We start from the raw sequence: 21,666 nt of genomic DNA, 5'->3' as shown, positions 1-21,666 counted from the left end.
TAGTAGAGAATAACAACTATAAACCTAAGGGAGTGAGAAAGCGGTGACTAATAATGAAATTGTTGGTTCTAAAAGTATTCCTTTTAGATTGATAGAACAAAAAGAAGAAACAAATCATTTAGTTATTGTCTTACCTGGGGCTGGTTACACAACACAGTCTCCATTGTTACACTTTACAACAGGGTTATTCTACACTAAAGGTTTTGATGTATTACATATTAACTATACATACAATAGGCAGGAGCGCTAGCGACGAGGAGGCTCGGCGAACGCCCCCCGGAAAGCAAGCGTCTGGAACGGAAATCAACAGCAAGTTTAACAGAGCCAAAAACTAAAAGGGACAATCCTTTAAGAAGGATGCCATTTTAATATTGAACCAGAAAATGAACTTCAATTTGTGAAGAAATATACTTAAACAAACGTGCGCTTTTCCAGAACAAGGAAAAGCGCACGTTGTTGTTAAAGCAAGTTAAAGGATCACCTTTAAAAGGTCAGCCTGAAAACAAAATACACAGAAGGGGAAGGTGATTGTTTAAAAAAATGTTAACCCCATCTGCACAATCTTTCACTTTACCTTCCAAAAGTGAAAAAGAATGAATAATCCTGAATGGAAAATAAAATGAGGGTTACATAATCAGTTTTTCTTTTTAGGACTGTTTTTGAGCATTTGAATGTTTTTATCTCTTTCTCCACCATCGGAAAGCTCCTCTGAAAATTCATGGTCTGCTTTCTTACCTAACAGAAGTTCAGATGATTGGATTGTGTTGGATGGCAAATTATTATTCGGTGCCGCCTGCTCATTCCATTTTCCCATCAAATCCACCTCTTTCTTTACTAGTATTGGAATTTTGACATGATTAAATTAGGAATAGCTGATAAATGAACCAAACCAGTTCTGTTAAAGATTATCTGTATTAATTCTTGGGGTTTCTGGTTCAAGAGCTGCAGCTGCCCTAGCATTATCATTATGTCGATCGTTTTTGTCTCTATCTAAATTACTGAAACTTTCATTGTGTTTGGAAGTTTTCTTTTTGTCAGCCACCATATCACCTCCTAAGGATAATATGTCCAACATTTACCTTGAAAATGAAAATGGTTGAAGCATATTAATATTTCTTAACGCTTTTAACAAACAGGTGCTTGATCGATAGAAGGATTTGTCGTGATGGTAGCTCCCTCGCTTATTGAAGTAAAGGGGCAGGATAGTTGAACAAGAAATGAAGGAATATATATTAATTAAGAAAATATTTTTTGTAACGTTTTTGTGTTTAAAGAGTCTTACATATGAAAGTGTGGTGATAAGGTGACAGAATTTAATGAAGTTTATAATCAATATTTTGGTACAGTTTATAAATACGTATTTACTTTATGTAAAAATGCAACTCTTTCAGAAGACATTACGCAAGAAACTTTTTTCAAAGCACTTAATAGTATTGATACTTTTAATGGTGAATGTAAGTTAAGTGTTTGGCTGTGCCAAATTGCTAAAAACTCTTTATATACACATCTGAAAAAAGAATCTCGTTTTGATCAAAATATGACTCTTGAAAAAATAACGGATGATAAAAGTTTTGAAGAAAGATTAGGTAATAAGGAGACTGCATTTCAAATCCATAAACTTGTGCATGAGCTAAATGAGCCTTATAAAGAAGTTTTTAGCTTAAGAACATTTGGGGAACTATCATTCTCACAAATTGGGGAATTATTTGAAAAGACAGAGAGCTGGGCAAGGGTCACGTATTATCGAGCAAAAACAAAAATAAAGGGGAGCATAACATGAAAATTTCTTGTGAAGTAATTAATGATTTATTACCACTTTACCACGATCGAGTATGTAGCAAAGAAAGTGTCATACTTGTAGAAGATCATTTATCAAGTTGTGAAAAGTGTCAAAAAGAACTTCAGTTAATGGATAGTGAATTAATTATTACAAAAGACGAAAAAGACGAGAAACAAACTATAAAAAAAATAGCAGACAAGTGGGAGAATGAAAAAATGAAATCATATAATAAAGCCTTAACTCGCATATTAAATATATTTGGAAGTTTATTCATCTTAGCAGGTATAGGTTGCTTGGTAAGTTTTAATATAATAGGCTCAAAAGTTTTACCTGATGGTACACTTTCAGAACCTTTCTTCTTAATCCCTATGGGATTTTTGATTGGATTTTTGGGCGTATTCACATTCGGTGTATCATTATTAGTTTTTGTTTATAGTAAAAAAAGAAATAAGTAACTCATCTTCAATAAAAAATTTTCTTATACAACTAACGCATGCGTTAGTTGTACAAGATCAAAAGTCGAATTTGCGACTTTTTTTTATTGAACAAACGGGGCAGGAAAGTTTAAGTACATTTCTTCACAAACTTATTGAAAAATCTATCCCTAAAACAACAATTCCATCAAAATAATTGACTCAACGCCTTGTAACAAATTAGTATCATGCTTTTTTTGTGAATTTCGAGAGCCCGTAATAATGGTTTTTTTTTCGTGTATTTTTATTCTTGACAAACAAAGCTATTCTGCATTACTATATACTAGTAATGAGTATCACTAAATATCTGTAACGCTAAATACCTGTGCCACATAGTACTAAATAAGATTTAGAAAAATACAAATGGGGGGTTATAGTTGGAAAATATTACGGAAATGCTGAAAGGGGTACTTGAGGGCTGCATGCTGGAATTATCAGCCGTGGCGAAACCTACAGCTATGAAATCACGCGGCAACTGCGAGCACTGGGCTTTAGCGACATTGTGGAGGGAACAGTTTACACCATCACGATGCTGCTCGAAAAAAATAAACGGGTGGATATTGATAAGCAACGTCAAAAACTCAACGATGCGATTAAATAATAGAACTTTGCTGAACAGCTTAGTATCTTAAAGGAGACTACAATGAATTTTTTAGAAAAAATAACCGGTAGCGATATGACTAAAGAAATGAAAGGTTTTGAAGCACGAGCAAAAGTCTTGCCATCTGAATATCAAACTGCTTGGAATGAAATTAAAAGTAATCTCTGGATTCACGGAGATTTCACCGGTCGTAATCTGATGCCGATTCTTGACAGTGCTCTTGAACTGCTTGAAGTTACATCAGCCGACGGCCAGAGCGTCGAAGAAGTACTAGGAAATGATCTCAAAGGATTCTGCGCAGCGCTTGTTGGTGACGAAGGCGCAAAAACTTATAGAGATAAATGGCGTGACCAACTCAACAAGAACGTAGCAAGAAAATTAGGAGGATTAAAATGAGTATCAAAAAAATCATCGAAGGCAAAAAAGAATGGAGAGCCCATGTTTCGCGTGTCAAAGCGCTTCCACAAGATTACCAAATTGTCTATAAAGAGATCCAAAAATATCTCTTCAAAGTCGGTCCTGTTGAGCTAAACGAAGGTATCGGACTGCTCTCGGAAATTCTCAGCTTCTTTGAAGATGGCGCAGCTGCTGGGAAAGGTGTACTTGAAGTCACAGGAACAGACGTTGCTGCTTTCTGCGATGCGCTGATTGAAGAGTCAAAAACTTACGCTGATCTCTATCAAGAATCGGTCAATCAAAAAGTCGATAAGGCTATGAAAAAATAGAAAGGAACGTAGTACTTGACGGCAAAATTCTATCGGGCTTTGCCCAGGTAGATACAGCCATTTCATCTGAAACGTCAATAGTTTGGAAATGGTGTTTACTATCAAACTGACTTCGAAGTTGCTTAATTTTCTCTTCTGATCGACCACAGCCAGCTATGGTCCAGCCTAGTTCATCAAACCGATCAACCATAGCGCGTCCTAATCCTTGAGTAACCCCTGTAATGACAGCCAATTTTTTGTTTGTATGGTTAAACATAATAATCCTCTTTTAGATAGTCATGTGGCACTATATCTATTTTAATCCATTAAAATCATTTTTCCTGCAACGATTTTACGAATTGACACTACAATTTTTGATGGAGAAAGCGTTGGGAAAGTGAAATCATGTGTTTTTTATTCTATAATACAGATTATGGAATATTATAAATATTCTATAAGGAGGTGGAAAAATGGCAACTAAGAATAGATTGTCAGGGACTCCAGCTACTCATGCAAAGCCTAGTTTTAGAAAGGCGATACTTTGCATGGGGTGGACTTTGAATTAATTTAATATCGCCCTAGAAAAGGTTGTGCTTTATTATTCTAATTTCTTAGGCTTTGCACCTTATTCTTTTTTCCTAAAAATAAATAAGGGGCTGGCAGAAATGAAGTATGTAAAAGCAACTACAATATTACCTGAGAAACTAATTATAGAAATCCAAAAGTATGTTCAAGGGGAAACCATTTATATTCCTAAACCAGAAAATGCCCATCAAAAGTGGGGAACTCGTTCTGGTGGGAGAAAGCTATTAGATAATCGAAATGTAGCTATCAAACATTCATTTAAGAATGGTAGAACGATACATGAATTAGCGGAAGAATATTTCCTCTCCAGTGAAACAATCAAAAAAATTGTTTACTCAAAATAAATGACAAAAAGCGCTGATTACGAATCAGTGCTTTTTTACATATTAAATTTGCACGTTTATATAAAGTATAGAGTATATGTGTCTTTATCTTAGCCATGAGACTCGCAAATTATGTAAAAAATGATTCATACCCATTTTCTCCATTTTTTCTATCATGATAAATTATTAAAATAGAAACAGAGTAGGAGGGGTGAGAATGGAACCTTTTATAAGAAGTGACCAGTATAACTTTATCAATGCACAAACCCAGCTATTAATGAATGGACATTCTACTGTAAACGATAAAAATGTACTTCGAGCACTAAAAACGCTTGCTACAGAAAAAGTATTCAATTTGTTTACCGACATGAATGATGAACAAACCCAGTTATTAAATCCTATCAGTCATGTTGAGAATCACGTGGATGCGGAAATCTACTTAACCCAAATACACCCATTTGTTATCCCTTTTAAGAAGGTTTCGGAGCAAACGATAAAAAAATTATTTCCGAAGGCAAAGATGCTAAAGGTTCCAATTTTGGAAAATATAGATTGGAAAGAGATTTCATACTTAGGTTGGAATGACAAGGGTACAAATAGAAAATATATGGTAGCCCTTTATCAAAATAAACTGATTGGCTTGCACGGATCGTTTAGACTTTCAAACCATAAAGGAATATGTGCGTTATGTAATCGATTCGAAGAATTGGGGATGTTTATTTCTGAAACTAAAGGCTCTGTTCAAGGGACTTTTATTAAACGAGGGAACTATATTTGCCAAGATAGTCAAAAATGTAATCAAAATATGATTAATCTAGAAAAGTTACATGCATTTATTGATCACATTAAAAGAAGCTGAATCAATTCCCGATTCAGCTTCTTTCGATTAATTTGCTTCAGTAGTGAACCACGCTTTTACCTTTACCCTACCCATTGAAATAAATGCTGTCGCTAATGCAAAAATAATAAAGAGACCACCCACAGTCGGATTGAATTCTACAGAGGACTGTTCAATTACAATCCCTCCAATTAAAGAGCCGAACGCAATACCGAAATGAAGTGCCGAATTGTTTAAACTTTGTTGAATATCCGATGATTCAGGAGCAGACTCAATTAGATAGCTTTGCATGGCTGGTGTTATGGCCCAGCTAAGCATGCTCCAGATGACCATTACCCCCAAGAATAAAGGCATTGAAGTGGTTGTAAATGGTATCGAGAAAATAGATAGTGCAAATACAACAATCACTCCTAAAATGGTTGATTTTGTACCAAATCGATCCGCAAGAGTACCTCCTACCCCTCCACCTACAACAGCTGCAAAACCAAAAATTAAATACACGATGCTTACCCAAGTGCCATTGAGACCCATCGTATCTTTTAAGAAAGGAGTTAAATATCCATAAAACGTCAAGTGACCCGTCAAGAAGAGGAAGGAAGTCAATTGAGCATAGAATATTTTACGATTTTTTAACGTGCGTAATTGCTCCTTCAATGGAATGGATGGTTTAGGATGAATTTGATCCATAAAGAAATAAACTCCAGCCATCGAAAGAAGGGTTAAGACAGTAATTAATATAAATGGTGCCTTCCAGCCAAATGTATTTCCTAACATCAGTCCAATAGGAATCCCTAATACTAATGAGGCACTAATGCCCATAAAGACTACACCAATTGCACGGGCTCTATATTTTTCAGCCACTATATTGGAGGCAATTGTGACACATAAGACCACTAGTAAAGAGCCACTCACGGCAGAAACGATTCGTGAGATCAATAACATCGTGTAAGTTGTACTGAAAACTGCAAGTCCATTCCCAAGGAAAAAGACCAATAAGGAAAGTAAAGTTAGACGTTTACGCTCCATTTTTGCCGTCAAGGTTAATAAAACAGGAGCGGCTATTGCGAAAACGAGTGAAAAAATAGAGATTAACAATCCTGCCTTTCCAATCGTTACATGTAAATCCTTTGCGACTAAGTCCAAGACACCGCCTATAATCAATTCGACCATCCCAACTACAAACGAGACAATCGTTAATAAGTAAACACGTTTATTCATAGTTATCTGACACCTCTCTAGTTAGTTACCACTAAAAGAGTAACATTTTATAAAGGCGTCAACAAGGGTAAATTTATACAAAGGGAATGGCTATGCTATGATAATGTTATTAACAAATGGTTATTAAGGAGTCCAAAACAATGCTTCAACAATTCGGGTTTACACAATACGAAAGTCAGGTCTATCAATCATTAATAACGGTAGATCAACCATTAGACGCTACAGGTATTGTCAAACGTTCGGAAGTACCAAGGTCAAAAGTATATGAAGTCTTACATCGTCTGTCTGAAAAAGGTTTGATATTAGAATCGACAGTAGAAAAAAAACGCTTATATACGGCTCTGTCATTAGATGCCACGATTGAAAAGCTTAAAGCTGATTTTGAATCCAATGTGCAAAAATTGAAGGATACTCAAATAAAAGAAACGCTAAGTGACGATCGTGTGTGGACGTTGAAAGATAACCACTCCATTCAATCAATACTGAAGGACTTGTTGCATCAAGCAGAGCGGTCTATAGTGATTTCTGGGTGGGCGGATGATTTAACTTTATATCTACCTATATTAGAAGAAAAATTTAGCCAAGGAGTGAACATAAACATCCATGTCATTGGCGAAATAACCACAAACATACCAAACATATCAACCTTAATCCCTGATCAGGAACACGCACATCTTGAGAAAAGTCGCATCTTGATTGTCGATGAACAAGAAGTGATATTTGCTGGGATTGAAGAATTGAAATGGCAAGCGATTCGCACTCAATCGCAACCATTGGTAAAGTTTTTTACAGAGTTTTTCTATCATGATGTCGCATTAACCAAAATTACTCAAAAGTATAGAGATATTGTTATGGATGATGAAGAGGTTCGAGAAGTGCTGTTAAATTTGAGGTATTAAGAAAAGAGCAAGCGCCCGCTTAGCACGTCCTGTGCGTCGAAGCTAGACACTGCTCTAATTATAAAAAATAATACTATCTACTATTAAAAAAAGCTGATCCTAAATTTTTTTAGGATCAGCCTTTTTTGATTGTTATTATGCTTGTTTAGCAGCTTGGATTTCAAGTGAGATTTTCACTTGGTCTCCAACTAAAATTCCACCAGTTTCTAAAGCAGCGTTCCAAGTTAAGCCGTAATCGCTACGGTTGATGCTGCCTTTTCCACTGAAGCCAGCCTTTTCGTTACCCCATGGATCCTTACCTGCTCCTTCAAACGTTACAACGAACTTTTCTGGACGAGTCACACCATGTAAAGATACGTCACCCGTAACATCGTATTCATTTTCGCCTGTTTTAACGATGTTAGTAGCAACAAACGTTAATTGTGGGTATTTTTCAATATCAAAGAAGTCAGCCGTACGTAGATGATTATCACGATCAGCATTGCGAGTATCTACACTTTCAAGATCAATCGCGAATTGGATGACTGCAGTCGTTAAATCAGTTGGATCAGCTTCAATAGTCGCTGAGAAGGAGTTAAATGATCCTTTCACGTTACTTACCATCATATGTCGAATTGAAAAATCGATGCTGCTATGTGTTGTATCAAGTGCCCAAGTATTTTTCCCCAAAGTAAATTCCCCTTTATTTAAAAAGTTTTTAATTCGAGATAATTATCGCACGGATATTCCATTAAATGCAATAGGAAAATAAATTATTCTTAGTGGAATACTTGAATATAATCAATTTCTTTTATGATTTATTTATATTCGGTATGATTAATGAAAGTGTAAAAAGATGGGAGTGAGATAGGTGGAATTCAAAAAAAATTATAAAGATAATCCTAGTATTAGAAATAGTTTTTTTGAACTTGCGCAAGAAGTTTTTGGGATTAGATTTGAAAGCTGGTTTCAATGTGGATATTGGACAGATAAATACCTGCCTTTCTCGTTCTTAATTGGGGATAAGGTAATAGCTAATGTTTCAGTGAACAAGGTCGGGCTAATCGTGAATGGAGCCAAGATGAAGAGCTTGCAGATAGGAACCGTCATGACTCACCCCGATTTCAGAGGAAATGGTGTTTCAAAAAAGTTGATGGAACATGTATTAGAAGAATTTGAGGATGAGTATGACATACTGTACTTATTTGCCAATCATTCCGTTTTGGACTATTATCCGAAATTTGGATTCAAGGCTGTGGATGAATGCCAGTATTATATGAATTACATTCCCACTGTCCCTGATGGTAGTAATGTGAAAAAATTAAACATCGAAAGTGATCGGGATTTTCTGTACCAATTTGCGGCTGAAAGAATGCCCGTATCAAATTTATTCTCTTCATACGATACACAGGAACTCCTTATGTTCTACAGCTTAAATGTATTTAGTGAGGATATTTATTATCTGGGGGATGAGGATGTTATAGTCATCTACCAGGTTGATGAAGAAACATTGCATATTTACGATATAATCAGTAAATCAGAGGTTCATATTCATAGAATCTTAAAAAGGATTGCAAGTTCTAAAACGAAAAAGGTAGTCTTTCACTTTACTCCTGAATTTAAAGAAATAAAATTGAAGACTGAGAAGTATGTTGGGAGTGAAGTTTTGTTCATAAAAACAAAAGAAGGCATATCCTTGACTACAAAATTTAAACATCCAATGACTGCTCAGGCATAATAAATAGTTGAAGTGTAGTAATAATCACATTGACAATGGAATAAGGATTAAATATACTATCTTTATCTTACGAAAACCTAGAAGTAGCTCGACGTTGGGGTCGTAAGTAGGAAGATAGTGTAAGAGCAACTAGGCAATTGCCGGAGCTAATGCTTGGCACTAGCCCAAGTTTTCTAATAATTGATTCATAGAATTGTATATCTCCTAAAGGGGAGTAGCTTTTACAATAAAGTCGTCATTCCAGAGTTAGTGACTCTCGGCTTTATTGGCAACAGTTTGTTGTTAGCAAGACCTTTGCCATCGGGTAAAGGCATCCATATGCGAGTATAAACCTTTACCTAAACGGTGAAGGTTTTTTTGTACTTTTTCACTTTTCTTTAAGTGACGCTATTCGAAGAGTACTAATTGATAATTTTAGGAGGGTTTAATGTGATACTAAGAAAATATATGTCACTTTTAGGTGTAGGCTCGGCTAGTGTAGACCTGATCTTGCCAAAGGAAGAGTACAGGCGTGGAGAACATATTCATGGTCATTTTATGATTAAGGGTGGAACTGTTGAACAACAAATCAAACGAATCGAATGTGATTTGGTGATGATAAATGAGTTAGATGGAAACGAAGAGGTTATCGATTCTACGAATATCCTATCTACTAGACAGATTGAGTCTGATGAACTGAACAAAGTGGAGTTTACTTTCAAGCTTCCTACCACTATTCCAGTTTCTTCAGAAGAAATTTCATATCGTTTTAAAACAAAGTTAGCCTTTAACGAAGGGATCGAGAGCAGAGATCAAGACTTTATAAAAATCGTATAAATATAGAGGGTTTAGCTCCCCTAGTAAAACTAATATTAATATAACTTCCAAATATAGGTATAATCCTAGTTGAAAAGGGGAGAGGCACATGAAAAAGTTGGTCCTGTTAAGCGACTTGAATATCGAAGGCAATTTTCTACTAGAAAAGAAAATACAAGAATTATTAGGAAAACCTTCCGCAAAGCTAGGTTATATCCCCTCTCAACTAGATAGGGAACGAAAGTATTTTTCGGCTGCCAAACTACACTTTAATCGTCTTGGATTTCAAGAGTTTTTGTATTTTGATTTAGATGAAGATTATGATGAAAGACTAATAGATGAGTTACTTCATTGTGATGCTATTTATCTATCAGGTGGAAATACTTTTTGTTTTCTTGAAAACTTAAAAGTAAAAAATGTCCTTTCTCTTATTAGAGATGTTGTTGATCAAGGAAAGCTTTTAATCGGAATGAGTGCTGGGGGAATTATAATGTCCTCGAACATTCAAATTGCGGGGTTAATCGATGAAAATGAAAATGGTTTAACCGATTTGGATTCACTGGATTTAGTGGATTTTGACTTTATGCCACACTGGGATGGTGTTCATTCAATTGAGGAGTTAGTCGCTTATTCTACACAAAATCATAAAAGTGTATATGCATGTCAGGATGGCAATGGTTTGGTTGTAGTGGGAGAAACAGTAGAATCTTATGGGGATATAATTTGTATTCAAAGGGGCAGCAAATATGAATGAATCATCGTCCAAACAACAATTGGTATAAAGAAGTTCATGTGGCAAAATGATGTATTGAAAAAGGTCTATACAAGAGAGATACTTAAAATGACGTTATAATAATGGCCTTTAAGTATCTTTTTTTATTATTCGAAGTCTGGTTAATTTAAAAATTGGGAGGAAGCGTTTTCATGGAGAAAGTTAGAATTTCTGTGCACGTCGCATTATTACTAGAAACAGTTAAATCCAATGGTTTAACAAACGATGAAATAATGAGGCTATTGGAAGAAAGGGATTATTCGAGGTTCCACGAAGTCCTTGAAGGACTGTCAGAATGGGCTGATTTGGCCGATTACTATCACTGGAATAAGGATGAGTTTAAAAAAATCGTAAACGATGGATATAAAATAAAGTTCCTTACAAAAGGCGGTTTAAGAACTCTTCTTCGAGTCAAATATGGGTTGAACCCTAATGAAGATTATGAAGATGGAGTGGATTATTTTCATGATGTGAAGCTCTCAACCAAAGAATTAGAGTCGCTTTGTGACAATCTTTCTTTGAACTGGTCTGTCATTGAATTGGTTAATGATGAAAGTGGGTACGACCATGTCATTAGAATCCACCCCACTTTTAAAGAAATTGTATAAACCATATGGATATTAAAAAGCTCAAGAGGTGAAAAATCATCCTTTTGAGCTTTTGTCTTTATTTTTCACTTAACGTAATAGCTTGTGAAAGGGTAGAGGTAATTTTTACATTTTCAAAAGAAAGGCCTAATTGTATAGCAGTTGCAGCAATTTCAGGCCGGATCCCAGAGAGGGTGGTATTAACCCCTAACATACGCAAGGCTTCCATTAATTGAAAGATTTGATTGGCTACCATTGTATCGACCATAACAACTCCTGATAGATCAATGAATAGATGTGATACGCCTTTATCCGTACATTGTTGGAGTGTGTTTTCGATAAGTCTCTTGGCACGTGAAGTATCGATGTCTCCGACTAAAGGAAGTAAAGCAGTGCTTCCTTTAAGGGATATGACAGGAGAGCTTAATTCATTAATCATATCCTGTTGAGCTTCTAATAAGGTATTGGAATGTTTATAGTACTCTTCAATGAATCTAGTAATCGTAATATCAATGACACGAATGACTAAACGATTCCATTCTTCTTTTTGACATTGAGGAACCACTTCAGGGTATTGTTCTATGAACTTCTTAAGGTAATCTAAATATTGCTCACGTGTTCGAATGAATTCACGAACGATATAATGTATCGGTGTCACAGCATGTTGACTATCTTGGGCTATTTTGACAATCCAACTATTAAATCTAGTAAAGAAACTAGATTCTTCTTCGACGAAAATATCGTTAACATAATGATGAAATTCATTATTTTGCTGTTTTAGTGTTTCTACGATTTTTGGGTCGGTCGCAGAATACACGGACTTAGGATCATGATCTTCCAAAGTAGCGTACCATTCCTCGGTCAATTGATTCGCATGCTCTTTAAAAAAGCCTCTCAACGCTAGGTTCTTTTCCATGACGTTCCCCTTCATTTTTTAGTATGTCTATTTTAAAGATTATACGATATAGGAAAGAAAATACAAATTGTTTTGAATATATAGTGATCAAGGATTTTCAGAAATAACTATATCTGAGGCTGTATAAAAATAATAAAAACAATATGCTATCAGAGAAGTCTAATTTATGATGGAAATAACGTAGTATCTAGGGAAGTAAGGGGGGAAGAAATGAGAAAGAAAACCTTGTTTATTTTAGTAATTACTTTTTTATATCTTTCAACGATGTGGTTTGTCTTAGCCAGAGACAATGAAACAATCAAGGATCCATTAGTGATACAGGATGTTAGTCGGCTTCACCCAGTCAGGGTGAAAGAGGTCATCGGAGGAAAAGAAGAGTCTGTTTTAGTTGAAGCACTTCAAGTTGCGCAAAAGGAGAAGCTGAAAGTGTCCATATCTGGCGCCAAGCATACGCAAGGTGGTCATACGTATTATAAAGATGCATTGGTATTAGATATGACGGGCTATAATAAAATTTTGGATCTCAATCAAGAAAAGAAAACCATCCGAGTTCAATCTGGGACGACTTGGAAAGATATTCAGGAGTATATCAATCCTTATGGACTATCCATAAAAGTTATGCAATCTTCCAATATTTTTACAGTCGGAGGTTCCCTGAGCGCAAATGCGCATGGTCGTGACATCGTATATGGTCCAATCATTAACACTGTTAATTCATTCCGACTTTTAATGGCAGATGGAACCATCCTGAACGTTAGTAGAAATGAAAATGCTGAGTTATTCAAGTCGGTAATAGGTGGGTATGGGTTATTTGGGGTCATATTGGATGTAGACCTACAATTAACAGATGACGAGTTATATAGACTTGAATATCAAAATGTCTCCTACGAAAAGTATCCTTCACATATCCTGCATCTGTTAGAAACTAAAGATTATAAGATGCATATTGCACGCTTGTCCACAGCCAAGAGTTCCTTTTTAAAAGAAATGTATACGATGGATTATAAATCGATTAACGAGAGTAATGGAGAAACATTACAAGACTATTCTGACCTTAAGAATGAAAAAAACGTGGCACGAAACAAGTTTTTATTTGGTTTATCACGGCATTCAGAGTGGGGCAGGGAGCGGATCTGGGACGTTCAAAGTCTATTATATAAAGACGGTTCGTATGACCTGATTTCTAGAAACAATGCAATGAGGCCAGAAATCAAATTTTTGGAATACGAGTCAACCAAGGATACGGATTTACTCCAAGAATATTTTATCCCAGTTGAACAATTTCCTAGATTTGTCGATGAGATGAGAGAGATTGTCGTACGGAATGACATCAACCTTTTTAACGTGAGTGTCAGGTATGTAAAAGAAAATCATGATACCATTTTATCTTATGCCATTGATGATAGTATTTCGTTGGCACTTTACATTAACCAAGGCTTTTCCAAAAAGGAAAGGGAAAAGGTTCGAATGGCTACCCAAGATATGGTGGATGCTGCACACGAATTGGGCGGAACGTATTATTTAGCTTATCAGGAATATCCATCTAGAGTGCAAATGGAGAAGGTGTATCCTAACAAGGACCAATTCTATCAGTTGAAACAAAAATATGATCCGGAAGAAAGATTCTACAATTATTTCTATGAAAGATATATAACCGATGAAAAATAAAAACTACCATTACCTAATACATTCACAAAACCTTGCCATGCTGGGTATGAATATGGCTTTTCCTTTTTACCTATTATTTATTAAAGGTGTAGGAACAAGTTATACTCAATTCGGCTTAGCATATGGGCTGTTTACAGTGAGTTCGGCACTGTTCTATCTCCCATTAGGAAAATGGCAGGACCGTTATCCTAAGCATTATTTTTTAATGGGACATTCTTTTGGCATGGCGTTTGCTTTTTTATGGATTCCTTCCATTTCAGAACTATGGCAGGTATATTTGTTTCAGATATTATTTGGCTGCTTAGGCGCAGTTCAAAAAAATAGTGAAAAGGCATTGCTTGCGGAGTACACTGACACGTCAAAGCGGGGTACTATGTTGGGGAACTATCACTTTTGGACAACGATCTTTTCTGGGTTAGCCATTATGGGAAGCGGCTTCCTAATCGATTTTTTTACGATCGATTATCTCTTCTATATAAGCTCGGCATTTCTGTTTGGAAGTGGTTTGTTTTTGTGGCGTATTGAGGTGAATGAAAATAACTAGGATTCAAGCTAGATTATCTCATACACGACAATATTAAGCATTTTGAAAAATTTAAAGGCAAGGGCATATTTACCTCCCCTTTTTATATGAACGAAAAAGGTTATACAAGGTTAACAATTGGAAAGAGGTTAGAGAATTTTTTCTAAAATGGCTCTGTTAAACGGAGCTGTTGATTTCCGTACCAGGCACTTGCTTTCCGCGGGGCGGGCGGCGGTGAGCCTCCTCGGTGCACTGCGCCTGTGGGGTCTCACCTGTCCCGCTGCTCCCGCAGGAGTCAAGTGCCTTCCACTCCAATCAACTAAGTGGAGAAATCAACAATAAGATTTAACAGAGCTTCTAAAATAAAGCTTATGATAAATGTAAAAGAGGATGGTACAAAGCAAATCACGACTATGCTTTGTACCATCCTTTTATTGTTATGGGCGCTTTTTCCATTTCACCAATAAATAGCGCTGTAATCCACGAGTGAGTGAAATGGCTTTTTCAATATGAGATTTTTCGTCTTCTTCATTTCCTTGCTTCCCGTGTAGCTTGGCTAAAATAACTTCTTTCATCCAAGGTTTAGATGCTTGGTTAGCTTTTTCTTCGGCCGTCTCAAAATCTCTCAGTTCAACAGCTAGCAATCCTTCGTAATAGATTTTCAGTTGCTTATGTTTCAGTTGCTCAACCGCTCCTTGTTCGGAGCTCAAGTCATTTTTTCCAAGTGCGAAGGCTAGCTTATAGGCGGCTTGATATTGAGGAGAACGATACTTTTTAAGGACTAGCAAAAGGGCATCGTGAGCTTCTTCCATTTGATTATTGGCAAGGAAATAGTAAAAAGAGAAAATGGGTTGTTTGAATCGCGCCTTTAAAAACCTTTCAACCCTTTCCATGTTCTTCGTCAGATATAAATGGTTCACAAGTGGCACAAAGATTACAAGAGTGGCCAAGAGTATGAGAATAGGTACCAGAGTTGGAAAAGGGATGGAATAGAATCCTGCTACTAAACCTATAAATACGCATAGAACGAATAGTAGTGAGTATTGTTTTAGTGTAGCCATATCGTCCTCCGAATAAATAATTACGTCCATCATTATCGCACATAATATCTGGATTTATCAAAATGGTCTTGTAGGTATGATTAAGGAAACATCCGTTCCTTGTCCTTGAACAGAATCGATTTGAACTTGAATTCCTAGACGCTTAGAAATTTCAGAGACCAAGAATAACCCCATGCCCGTTGATTCACGACTGATCCTTCCATTCTCACCTGTATAAAATGGACGGAATATTTGCTTTAGATCTTGAGCAGGTATACCGATTCCTTCATCATGGATGGTTAAATTCCAATTATTAAGTTCTTGGGTAATATCGATTTTGATTCGTTTGCCTTTTCCAGATGAGTATTTCACTGCATTATGAATTAACTGTTCTAATATAAAAGAAAGCCACTTTGGATCTGTATAAACAAAATCCTCCTTCACTAAGCTTACTTCAGGAAACACTTGATTCATAATGAACAAGCGCTTATTTTCACGGATGGATTGTTGGACGAGTTCTGATATGGAAACTTGTTTGATCCGAAAGTCCTCTTCAAACTGTTCAAACCTGGCAGTATATAAAGCCATTTTCAACCCTTTTTCTAATCTTTCAGCCTCTTCACGCACATTTTTCCAATCTTCTTCCTCCATTTTATCTTCCGTGAGTAATTGAATGACGGATAAAGGCGTCTTCATTTGGTGGACCCATTGATGAATAAATTGAAGATGGCGGTTCCGCTTAGTTTCAGATTCCATTTTTTCGTTTTGGTGTTTTTCGTGAATAGTCGAGATCCACTTTTCTGTCTGTTTAATAAGGGGGTGGGGACCTTGGAGAATAATATCCTCTTCTGGTCTTTCTAACTGTTTATAAAGAGAGAAGGTTAAATAATACCTAATGGTTAGAAATAAGACAATAAAGACGGTTTGTAACAATAGAACATACCATGCTACTTTGCTATTTCCGTATCCATCTAAATAAAATATTCCCCACATGACAAACGTCTGGAAGATAAAAAACAGGATAAAGACAAGTTGATCCTTTAAAAAAAGCCTCATGACGGAGCACTCTCTTTTTTATACAGTCTGTAGCCTGCACCACGTATTGTTTCAATGCAATCATCAAGCATTAGCTCCGAAGCTAATTTCTTTCTTACACGATTGACGTTTACATTCAATGTGTTTTCATCGACCCAACCTTCATCATCCCATAGTGCTTCGAATAAAGAATCTCTTGAAACGATATGGGGAGCTTTTTTCAATAAACATTCTAATAGTCTGGATTCTTTATAAGTTAAAAGAGTCGTTCTTCCGTTAAAGCTTACTTCTAATCTCTCTGGAAAGAGGTTGATTCCTTGGAATTCAATCTTTCTTTCGGAGGCTAAACTAGCATACTCACCTAGAGAACGCCTTAGATGACTCCTAATCTTCGCCATTAACACATCGGTATGAAATGGTTTAGTGACATAGTCATCTGCTCCTTGTTCTAAAGCCAAAATTTGCTCCATGTCACCGGCTCGTGCTGTAATAAAGATGATAGGGCATGTAGTTATGGTGCGTATTTGTCTGCACCAATAAAATCCGTCAAATTTGGGAAGTTCAATGTCTAAAAGGATGAGTGCAGGTTTTTTTACTTCGATTGCCCCTAGGATATTCTCGGTTCCGTTAAAAACCTCGGTCTCAAAATCATTTTGATTTAACTTTTTGGTTAGTAATTCTGCTAGCTTTATATCATCTTCGATAATAAAAATTGGTAATTTCATTTTTCACACCTCACTCAGCCGATCAATTCTACCAAAAAACCCTCTTAGCCAGTGATCAAGAGGGCTTAAATCAAGTATACATTCTATTTCCATTAGATGACAATTTTCCTTTTTACCTGGGCAAAATATCGTTGTCTGATTAAAAGGAAGTACAGGATTTGCGCAATGAAAAACACTAAGATGACAATTAACGATTCTTTAATGATCGATAAAGTATATAGACTTTGCAGGGCTGTGAAAGCAAAGAGACTATGGATAACGGCTACTAAGATAGGGATAAAGAATAGACATTGGAGCTGGGAAGTAATGATTTTTTTTAACTCTTTGTCTGTTAGTCCAATTTTAGAAATCGCTCTATAACGAACTTGGTCCTCTTCAAGATCCGTATATAACCGGAAATAAATAAAACTGCCTGCAGCGATAAAGAACACCGCACCTACAAGTAAACCGATAAACATCATTGTACGATAAGCTAATTTTGTCATTTTATAATCATAGCCAGCCGAAGTAAAAGTAAATGGAGGCTGGTCAATTTCGCCTTTTTGGAGTTTTTCAAAGTTTTTTATTACTTGGTCACGAACCGGTTCACCAATTTGGGAGGTTTGCTCGAAGTTCTCCAACCAACCATCGATTATATATCCAACATAATGAAAAGGTTTAGTTTTGGCTAATGTTTTTATCACTTCATCATGAACAACCAATTGATTGACGTAAATGGAGTATTGATTAAAGATCGGTTGGTCCACCATCCCTTTTAACGAAAGAGTTACGTTTTCTTCAGCAAGGGGGATATCCCTAGGACTTGCATCAATTGTACTCTTATATTTAAGATTGGCAGGAACAATCATCGCCTCGTTTTCTACTAGTTGAATAGTCTTATACCCTTTTGCTGTCGCAATTTCATTATAAGAAGACAGGGGAATAAGCAGTACTTTATTTTTCGAATTCCCGCTTATAGCCTCTTTCCCATGAACCTCTACCTTCTGATAATCCATTCCTTTAATATCCCTTTCAATGGTTCCAAGATTTTTTTCGTGTAAGGGGTCTTCTTCAGAATATAAATATGTCAGGGCAAAAGGCCGGTTAGTCTCGAATTGTTTAGAATACACATTTAAAGATGCCATCGCCCCAACGGCTGAAACCGCTACGGTAGCTACCATCGTAACAAGGAAAAACATTCGCGCATTGTCTTTCATTCTAAAAACTAGGTCTGAAATGATCAGCATCCTTGTGCGATTCCAAAAAAACGATCGGCTTTTTTTCAATCTTTTAAGAATAAATACACTCATTTGCGTGAAGAAAAGATAGGTTCCGAGCGTAACTGATACAACGCATGGGAGAAGTCGTAAAACCATATTATTCTCAGTAGTCGTAATCGCTAGGTAATAGCCAATACCAAAGAGAATGATTGCCAATAGTGAAAGCCAAATAGATGCTTTCGGTTCCTTTTTCGGCTTGGCACTTCCAACTAACAGTTCGATTAATTTGGTTTGCTTCAACATCAATGAAGTAAATATAGTTATAGTCAAAAATAAAGCTACGAAGGCAAACGTTGTTAAGGAAAGAGCTTTCCAGGAAATATAAAACGAGAGCGGTTCGAGCCCTAAAAACTTAGAACCAAGCAACAAAAAAACTTTAGCGAAAAGTAATCCAAATCCTATACCGGTAAGAATAGAGAAGAATGAAATGAACATATTCTCCATAAAAACTAGTAAACGAAGTTTTTTATTCGTCATGCCAAGCATGGATAGTAGTCCAAGCTCTTTTTTTCGGGCAGAAAGAAAGGCACTTGTCGAATAAAGAATGAAGAAAAATGAAAATACATAAATCAACCATTGGGCAACTTTCATGGCCTTTACTGCTAATGCTTCAACAGTGCCTGATTCTACTTCGGGATGAAAGATAAACATCGAATAAATGAAAAACACCATGACAGAAAAGGAGCTGCTTAAGAAAAAAGCTCCATATGTTCGCTTGCTCCTGCTAACATTTCTATACGCGAATGAGAGTAGGTTCATGGTTTTCACCCCCAAGCATGGACAGGACATTGACAATGTTTTGGTAGAAAACAGATCGATTTTCACCTTTATACAGTTCATTAAAGATCTGTCCGTCTTTTATGAAAAGGACTCTGTCACTATAACTTGCGGCAAACGCATCGTGTGTCACCATCATCATGGTGGTCTTAAGCTCCTTGTTCATTTGCACCATCATTTCCATAACATCCTTTGATGCTTTAGAATCTAGGTTTCCTGTTGGTTCATCGGCAAGGATGAGTGCAGGTTTATGAATAAGGGCACGGGCAACGGCTGTCCTTTGAGCCTGGCCACCGGAAATTTCATAAGTCCTTTTGTCAATTAGACTTTCAATTCCTAGCCTTGTGCTAATATCCCATAATCTCTTGGATGCTTCTTTTTCCTTCACTCCATCTAAAATAAGTGGTAAAACGATGTTCTCTCCCACTGTTAATGTAGAAAGGAGATTGTAGTCTTGGAACACAAATCCTAATTGCTTCCGTCGAAATTGTGCAAGCTTGTCTCCGTTCAAATGGTGCGGATTAATTCCGTTAATAAAGATCTCCCCAGAGGTTGGAGAATCGATGGTGGAAATGACATTCAGCATTGTTGTCTTTCCACTCCCCGATGGACCCATCACCGCAACAAATTCGCCTTCTTCAATTGAAAAATTGACTTCTTTAAGGGCTTCAAACGAGATATTCCCTTTATAGATTTTTCTTACATTCTTCACCTGTAAAAGTGCCATGAAATATTTCCTCCTATTTAAACGTACTTAATAAATAAATGCTGTTGAAATCATCAATCCAACAACTACTGAATACATCGCTGCAATCCATTTCGTAATGACAGGTGCACGCATTCCATCATCAACTCCTAATTAGTATTCTTCTTATCTTCACTATATAGGAAGGACGCATTGCAACCCATTGTTCTCCATTACAACAATCTTACATTTTAGTAAGGTTGATATTTTGCTCTTTTCTTATGACAAAATAAATTTTAAAAAATAAAGAAAATTCATAGAAAGTTACGTGAAATAGGAGTACACTCCAAATATAAGTAAATCATTTCGAATCCCGAATTAAAAGAAGGAAGATGACAGAAATGGGATATTCACCTGAGATAATCAAGCTGAATGAAAAGTACAGTATATTAAATGGGGCAGCTTCCACATTTTCAAACGGAATTGTCACAAGCTATATTCCATTATTGGCGATTAGTGTGGTTGGTGCTTCAAACCATCAAGTTGGTTTAATCAGTTCGTTACCATCGCTTATGACCATGATAGCTATGATTCCAGGTGCTTGGTGGATTAACCGTCTGGATCGTAAAAAAGGATTCACGGCAGCTTCCATTTTCGCTGCTCGATTCTTTATTTTTTTACTCTTGCTTATCCCTTTCTTAAATAGGGAATGGCAGGCTTGGATTTTGGTGGGGGTTGTAGCGGCTATGGGTTTACCTAATGCTATTGCCACGCTGTCATGGCAGTCCTTTATTGGGGATTTAATTCCGGATGAAAGAAGAGGAGCATTTTTTAGTGAGCGAAATCGGGTTTTAACGTTGGTTGGGTTGATTGTAACCTTCCTTACTGGATTCATCATGCAATTTTTTGATAAACATCTACCTGGTCCATATCAAGTAGTGTTTCTTATTTGTTTCATATTTGGATTGATTGAAGTGTTCTATTTAATCAAGCATAAAGAAATCCCACTACAACGAATGAAGGTAGAAACCTCGAGAGGTTTAGGTAATTCCTTATCAATATTTAAACATAAACCTTACTTTTACTTTTTAGTGTGTGCGATTTTGTTTAATTTTGGCTGGCAAATGGCTTGGCCGCTTTTTAATATTTATCAGATTAATTATGCCCATGCTTCCGCTTTTTGGATTAGTCTCTTCACGGTCGCTAATCAAATATCGCAGATGGCAAGCTATAAATGGTGGGGAAGAAGTGCGGAAAAATGGGGGAACTCAGTCATGCTGTCAGTCGCTGGAATTGGTATGGCATCAGCCCCGATATTGACCATCCTTTCAAAAAACCTAATTTATTTGACTTTAATTAATTTACTGACTGGAATCTTTGTCGCAGGAACCGTCATGCTGTTATTTAACCAGCTACTCCATGTGTCACCCGATCATAACAGAACGAGTTTTATTGCCAATTATAATTTCTTAATTGCAGGAATGGGGTTTATTGCACCTCAATTTGGGGTTTATTTATTAGAGGCGTACTCCATGAATAGTGCTATGATCATTTCCACAGTTCTTAGAATAGTGGGTGGAATCTCATTTTTGTTTGTTGTACTTTATATTGATCGGCAGAAGCTTCGTCCATTTAAAAGACGAACAGCCTAAAATTGGGGCACGCAATAATTGCGTGTCCTTTATCATTATTTTATGGATGTATTGGACAATTTTTTCAAATAATACCTGATAGGACAGAAAGATG

Annotated in this window: 25 protein-coding genes and 2 pseudogenes; 16 read left to right on the top strand and 11 right to left on the bottom strand. The window is 36.4% G+C overall.

The genetic code is table 11. The features are described from left to right. Window positions 1-43 precede the first annotated feature (43 nt). Complete coding sequence (locus G3O09_RS16130; RefSeq protein ID WP_240338467.1) at window positions 44-250, top strand: hypothetical protein; 207 nt, start codon at window positions 44-46, stop codon at window positions 248-250. A 384-nt stretch (window positions 251-634) separates the two neighbouring features. On the opposite strand, the gene G3O09_RS16125 is transcribed toward G3O09_RS16130, so the two are convergent. Then, window positions 635-814 carry a hypothetical protein gene (locus tag G3O09_RS16125; RefSeq protein ID WP_163102506.1) on the bottom strand — a complete coding sequence of 60 codons (180 nt, stop codon included), beginning with the start codon at window positions 812-814 and terminating at the stop codon, window positions 635-637. An 84-nt stretch (window positions 815-898) separates the two neighbouring features. Next, a complete protein-coding gene (locus G3O09_RS16120) occupies window positions 899-1,042 on the bottom strand; it encodes a hypothetical protein (RefSeq protein WP_163102505.1) in 144 nt (47 codons plus the stop codon). 261 nt (window positions 1,043-1,303) lie between these two features. Between G3O09_RS16120 and G3O09_RS16115 the strand changes: the two genes are divergently transcribed. From G3O09_RS16115 to G3O09_RS16095, 5 genes and pseudogenes are all read left to right on the top strand, one after another. After that, a complete protein-coding gene (locus tag G3O09_RS16115; protein WP_045520132.1) occupies window positions 1,304-1,780 on the top strand; it encodes an RNA polymerase sigma factor in 477 nt (158 codons plus the stop codon). Then, complete coding sequence (locus G3O09_RS22540) at window positions 1,777-2,235, top strand: DUF3955 domain-containing protein (protein WP_163102504.1); 459 nt, start codon at window positions 1,777-1,779, stop codon at window positions 2,233-2,235. The genes G3O09_RS16115 and G3O09_RS22540 overlap by 4 nt, the downstream gene beginning before the upstream one ends. 395 nt (window positions 2,236-2,630) lie before the next feature. Then, a pseudogene (locus G3O09_RS16105) lies at window positions 2,631-2,824 on the top strand (PadR family transcriptional regulator); the annotation flags it as partial. A gap of 72 nt (window positions 2,825-2,896) precedes the next feature. Next, window positions 2,897-3,250 carry a DUF1048 domain-containing protein gene (locus G3O09_RS16100; protein ID WP_163102503.1) on the top strand — a complete coding sequence of 118 codons (354 nt, stop codon included), beginning with the start codon at window positions 2,897-2,899 and terminating at the stop codon, window positions 3,248-3,250. Continuing rightward, on the top strand, window positions 3,247-3,579 hold the full coding sequence (locus G3O09_RS16095; protein WP_163102502.1) for a DUF1048 domain-containing protein: 333 nt from the start codon (window positions 3,247-3,249) through the stop codon (window positions 3,577-3,579). The genes G3O09_RS16100 and G3O09_RS16095 overlap by 4 nt, the downstream gene beginning before the upstream one ends. Window positions 3,580-3,619: 40 nt before the next feature. Here G3O09_RS16095 and G3O09_RS16090 read toward each other — a convergent pair. Next, window positions 3,620-3,835 (bottom strand): annotated as a pseudogene (locus tag G3O09_RS16090) (SDR family NAD(P)-dependent oxidoreductase); the annotation flags it as partial. Between the two features lie 388 nt (window positions 3,836-4,223). Between G3O09_RS16090 and G3O09_RS16085 the strand changes: the two are divergent. Further along, entirely contained in the window at window positions 4,224-4,487 is a 264-nt protein-coding gene (locus tag G3O09_RS16085) for a CD3324 family protein (protein WP_163102500.1), read from the top strand. Window positions 4,488-4,683: 196 nt separating this feature from the next. Then, entirely contained in the window at window positions 4,684-5,325 is a 642-nt protein-coding gene (locus G3O09_RS16080) for a FusB/FusC family EF-G-binding protein (protein WP_163102499.1), read from the top strand. Between the two features lie 27 nt (window positions 5,326-5,352). On the opposite strand, the gene G3O09_RS16075 is transcribed toward G3O09_RS16080, so the two are convergent. Beyond that, window positions 5,353-6,522, bottom strand: a complete 1,170-nt coding sequence (locus tag G3O09_RS16075) for an MFS transporter (protein ID WP_163102498.1) — start codon at window positions 6,520-6,522, stop codon at window positions 5,353-5,355. Between the two features lie 140 nt (window positions 6,523-6,662). On the opposite strand from G3O09_RS16075, the gene G3O09_RS16070 reads away from it, so the two are divergent. Further along, window positions 6,663-7,421, top strand: coding sequence for a TrmB family transcriptional regulator (locus tag G3O09_RS16070; RefSeq protein WP_163102497.1), 759 nt, complete (start codon window positions 6,663-6,665; stop codon window positions 7,419-7,421). Window positions 7,422-7,556: 135 nt separating this feature from the next. On the opposite strand, the gene G3O09_RS16065 is transcribed toward G3O09_RS16070, so the two are convergent. Beyond that, window positions 7,557-8,090: a YceI family protein gene (locus tag G3O09_RS16065; RefSeq protein ID WP_163102496.1), complete on the bottom strand. Its 534-nt coding sequence runs from the start codon at window positions 8,088-8,090 to the stop codon at window positions 7,557-7,559. A 181-nt stretch (window positions 8,091-8,271) separates the two neighbouring features. Between G3O09_RS16065 and G3O09_RS16060 the strand changes: the two genes are divergently transcribed. The 4 genes from G3O09_RS16060 to G3O09_RS16045 all read left to right on the top strand — a co-directional run bounded on the left by G3O09_RS16060 (window position 8,272) and on the right by G3O09_RS16045 (window position 11,313). Continuing rightward, the gene (locus tag G3O09_RS16060; protein WP_240338466.1) at window positions 8,272-9,138 is read left to right on the top strand and encodes a GNAT family N-acetyltransferase; all 867 of its coding nucleotides are present in this window, start codon (window positions 8,272-8,274) and stop codon (window positions 9,136-9,138) included. Window positions 9,139-9,567: 429 nt separating this feature from the next. After that, entirely contained in the window at window positions 9,568-9,954 is a 387-nt protein-coding gene (locus G3O09_RS16055; protein ID WP_163102495.1) for a sporulation protein, read from the top strand. 88 nt (window positions 9,955-10,042) lie between these two features. Further along, complete coding sequence (locus G3O09_RS16050; protein WP_163102494.1) at window positions 10,043-10,687, top strand: Type 1 glutamine amidotransferase-like domain-containing protein; 645 nt, start codon at window positions 10,043-10,045, stop codon at window positions 10,685-10,687. 170 nt (window positions 10,688-10,857) lie between these two features. After that, entirely contained in the window at window positions 10,858-11,313 is a 456-nt protein-coding gene (locus G3O09_RS16045) for a hypothetical protein (protein ID WP_163102493.1), read from the top strand. Between the two features lie 58 nt (window positions 11,314-11,371). Here the strand turns inward: G3O09_RS16045 and G3O09_RS16040 are convergent, their stop codons facing one another. After that, entirely contained in the window at window positions 11,372-12,208 is an 837-nt protein-coding gene (locus G3O09_RS16040; protein ID WP_163102492.1) for an STAS domain-containing protein, read from the bottom strand. A 210-nt stretch (window positions 12,209-12,418) separates the two neighbouring features. Between G3O09_RS16040 and G3O09_RS16035 the strand changes: the two genes are divergently transcribed. Both G3O09_RS16035 and G3O09_RS16030 read left to right on the top strand, forming a co-directional pair. Next, the gene (locus G3O09_RS16035; RefSeq protein ID WP_163102491.1) at window positions 12,419-13,876 is read left to right on the top strand and encodes an FAD-binding oxidoreductase; all 1,458 of its coding nucleotides are present in this window, start codon (window positions 12,419-12,421) and stop codon (window positions 13,874-13,876) included. Beyond that, window positions 13,866-14,420: an MFS transporter gene (locus tag G3O09_RS16030; RefSeq protein ID WP_163102490.1), complete on the top strand. Its 555-nt coding sequence runs from the start codon at window positions 13,866-13,868 to the stop codon at window positions 14,418-14,420. Before G3O09_RS16035 ends, G3O09_RS16030 begins: the two co-directional genes overlap by 11 nt. Before the next feature lie 416 nt (window positions 14,421-14,836). On the opposite strand, the gene G3O09_RS16025 is transcribed toward G3O09_RS16030, so the two are convergent. From G3O09_RS16025 to G3O09_RS16005, 5 genes are all read right to left on the bottom strand, one after another. Further along, window positions 14,837-15,460, bottom strand: coding sequence for a hypothetical protein (locus G3O09_RS16025; RefSeq protein WP_163102489.1), 624 nt, complete (start codon window positions 15,458-15,460; stop codon window positions 14,837-14,839). Window positions 15,461-15,517: 57 nt separating this feature from the next. Continuing rightward, entirely contained in the window at window positions 15,518-16,495 is a 978-nt protein-coding gene (locus G3O09_RS16020; protein ID WP_163102488.1) for a sensor histidine kinase, read from the bottom strand. Next, window positions 16,492-17,199, bottom strand: coding sequence for a response regulator transcription factor (locus G3O09_RS16015; protein WP_163102487.1), 708 nt, complete (start codon window positions 17,197-17,199; stop codon window positions 16,492-16,494). The genes G3O09_RS16020 and G3O09_RS16015 overlap by 4 nt, the downstream gene beginning before the upstream one ends. Window positions 17,200-17,291: 92 nt before the next feature. Then, window positions 17,292-19,217: an FtsX-like permease family protein gene (locus G3O09_RS16010; protein WP_163102486.1), complete on the bottom strand. Its 1,926-nt coding sequence runs from the start codon at window positions 19,215-19,217 to the stop codon at window positions 17,292-17,294. Continuing rightward, window positions 19,192-19,962 carry an ABC transporter ATP-binding protein gene (locus tag G3O09_RS16005; protein ID WP_163102485.1) on the bottom strand — a complete coding sequence of 257 codons (771 nt, stop codon included), beginning with the start codon at window positions 19,960-19,962 and terminating at the stop codon, window positions 19,192-19,194. Before G3O09_RS16005 ends, G3O09_RS16010 begins: the two co-directional genes overlap by 26 nt. 359 nt (window positions 19,963-20,321) lie before the next feature. On the opposite strand from G3O09_RS16005, the gene G3O09_RS16000 reads away from it, so the two are divergent. Beyond that, on the top strand, window positions 20,322-21,572 hold the full coding sequence (locus G3O09_RS16000; protein ID WP_163102484.1) for an MFS transporter: 1,251 nt from the start codon (window positions 20,322-20,324) through the stop codon (window positions 21,570-21,572). Window positions 21,573-21,666 lie beyond the last annotated feature (94 nt).

Origin of the sequence: Peribacillus alkalitolerans (assembly GCF_010882125.1) — a bacterium.
Taxonomy (GTDB): Bacteria; Bacillota; Bacilli; order Bacillales; family DSM-1321; genus Bacillus_BN; species Bacillus_BN alkalitolerans.
This window is presented reverse-complemented; position numbering and strand designations above follow the sequence as displayed.

What these genes read in the sequence shown, in the direction of transcription:
- G3O09_RS16125 (WP_163102506.1), bottom strand. Translation starts at nt 814, where the DNA reads ATGGGAAAATGGAATGAGCAGGCGGCACCGAATAATAATTTGCCATCC.
- G3O09_RS22540 (WP_163102504.1), top strand. Translation starts at nt 1,777, where the DNA reads ATGAAAATTTCTTGTGAAGTAATTAATGATTTATTACCACTTTACCAC.
- G3O09_RS16100 (WP_163102503.1), top strand. Translation starts at nt 2,897, where the DNA reads ATGAATTTTTTAGAAAAAATAACCGGTAGCGATATGACTAAAGAAATG.
- G3O09_RS16095 (WP_163102502.1), top strand. Translation starts at nt 3,247, where the DNA reads ATGAGTATCAAAAAAATCATCGAAGGCAAAAAAGAATGGAGAGCCCAT.
- G3O09_RS16085 (WP_163102500.1), top strand. Translation starts at nt 4,224, where the DNA reads ATGAAGTATGTAAAAGCAACTACAATATTACCTGAGAAACTAATTATA.
- G3O09_RS16080 (WP_163102499.1), top strand. Translation starts at nt 4,684, where the DNA reads ATGGAACCTTTTATAAGAAGTGACCAGTATAACTTTATCAATGCACAA.
- G3O09_RS16075 (WP_163102498.1), bottom strand. Translation starts at nt 6,522, where the DNA reads ATGAATAAACGTGTTTACTTATTAACGATTGTCTCGTTTGTAGTTGGG.
- G3O09_RS16070 (WP_163102497.1), top strand. Translation starts at nt 6,663, where the DNA reads ATGCTTCAACAATTCGGGTTTACACAATACGAAAGTCAGGTCTATCAA.
- G3O09_RS16050 (WP_163102494.1), top strand. Translation starts at nt 10,043, where the DNA reads ATGAAAAAGTTGGTCCTGTTAAGCGACTTGAATATCGAAGGCAATTTT.
- G3O09_RS16045 (WP_163102493.1), top strand. Translation starts at nt 10,858, where the DNA reads ATGGAGAAAGTTAGAATTTCTGTGCACGTCGCATTATTACTAGAAACA.
- G3O09_RS16040 (WP_163102492.1), bottom strand. Translation starts at nt 12,208, where the DNA reads ATGGAAAAGAACCTAGCGTTGAGAGGCTTTTTTAAAGAGCATGCGAAT.
- G3O09_RS16035 (WP_163102491.1), top strand. Translation starts at nt 12,419, where the DNA reads ATGAGAAAGAAAACCTTGTTTATTTTAGTAATTACTTTTTTATATCTT.
- G3O09_RS16030 (WP_163102490.1), top strand. Translation starts at nt 13,866, where the DNA reads ATGAAAAATAAAAACTACCATTACCTAATACATTCACAAAACCTTGCC.
- G3O09_RS16025 (WP_163102489.1), bottom strand. Translation starts at nt 15,460, where the DNA reads ATGGCTACACTAAAACAATACTCACTACTATTCGTTCTATGCGTATTT.
- G3O09_RS16020 (WP_163102488.1), bottom strand. Translation starts at nt 16,495, where the DNA reads ATGAGGCTTTTTTTAAAGGATCAACTTGTCTTTATCCTGTTTTTTATC.
- G3O09_RS16015 (WP_163102487.1), bottom strand. Translation starts at nt 17,199, where the DNA reads ATGAAATTACCAATTTTTATTATCGAAGATGATATAAAGCTAGCAGAA.
- G3O09_RS16010 (WP_163102486.1), bottom strand. Translation starts at nt 19,217, where the DNA reads ATGAACCTACTCTCATTCGCGTATAGAAATGTTAGCAGGAGCAAGCGA.
- G3O09_RS16005 (WP_163102485.1), bottom strand. Translation starts at nt 19,962, where the DNA reads ATGGCACTTTTACAGGTGAAGAATGTAAGAAAAATCTATAAAGGGAAT.
- G3O09_RS16000 (WP_163102484.1), top strand. Translation starts at nt 20,322, where the DNA reads ATGGGATATTCACCTGAGATAATCAAGCTGAATGAAAAGTACAGTATA.